Source organism: Bradyrhizobium algeriense, assembly GCF_003062295.1.
Lineage (GTDB): Bacteria > Pseudomonadota > Alphaproteobacteria > Rhizobiales > Xanthobacteraceae > Bradyrhizobium > Bradyrhizobium algeriense.
This window is the reverse complement of record NZ_PYCN01000306.1, coordinates 1-346: the sequence shown is the minus strand read 5'-3', so window position 1 is coordinate 346 and position 346 is coordinate 1. Positions and strand designations below refer to the sequence as shown.

1 protein-coding gene is annotated in these 346 nt (G+C 62.1%); it reads right to left on the bottom strand.

The annotated features are described in order from the left end of the window. Window positions 1-334, bottom strand: a 334-nt coding sequence (locus C7G61_RS43615) for an IS110 family transposase (protein WP_145963881.1), incomplete at its 3' end; no start/stop codon positions are given. Between the last annotated feature and the right edge of the window lie 12 nt (window positions 335-346).

Below are 346 nucleotides of genomic sequence, written 5' to 3'. Positions count from 1 at the left end.
TCATGGTCGGGCGTTGCACCGCCTCGGCGATGGCTTCTGCATCTCGGAAGTCATTCTTCTGTCCCTTCGAATAGGGGCGCACGTATTTCGCCGGCATCAGGCGGGCGTCGTGGCCAAGCATTTGGAGTTTTCGACTGAGATGATGCGCGCCGACGCAGGCCTCCATACCGATCAGGCACGGCGGCAGGTTGGCGAGCCGCGTTTCCACCTGGCCGCGTGACCACCTCTGCCGCAGCACGATGGCGCCGCGGTCATCATGACCCACGAGGTGGAACGAGTTCTTGCCGATATCGATGCCGATCACGGCGATCGCTGCGTTGAGTTTCTGAGACATGGCGTGCTCCTC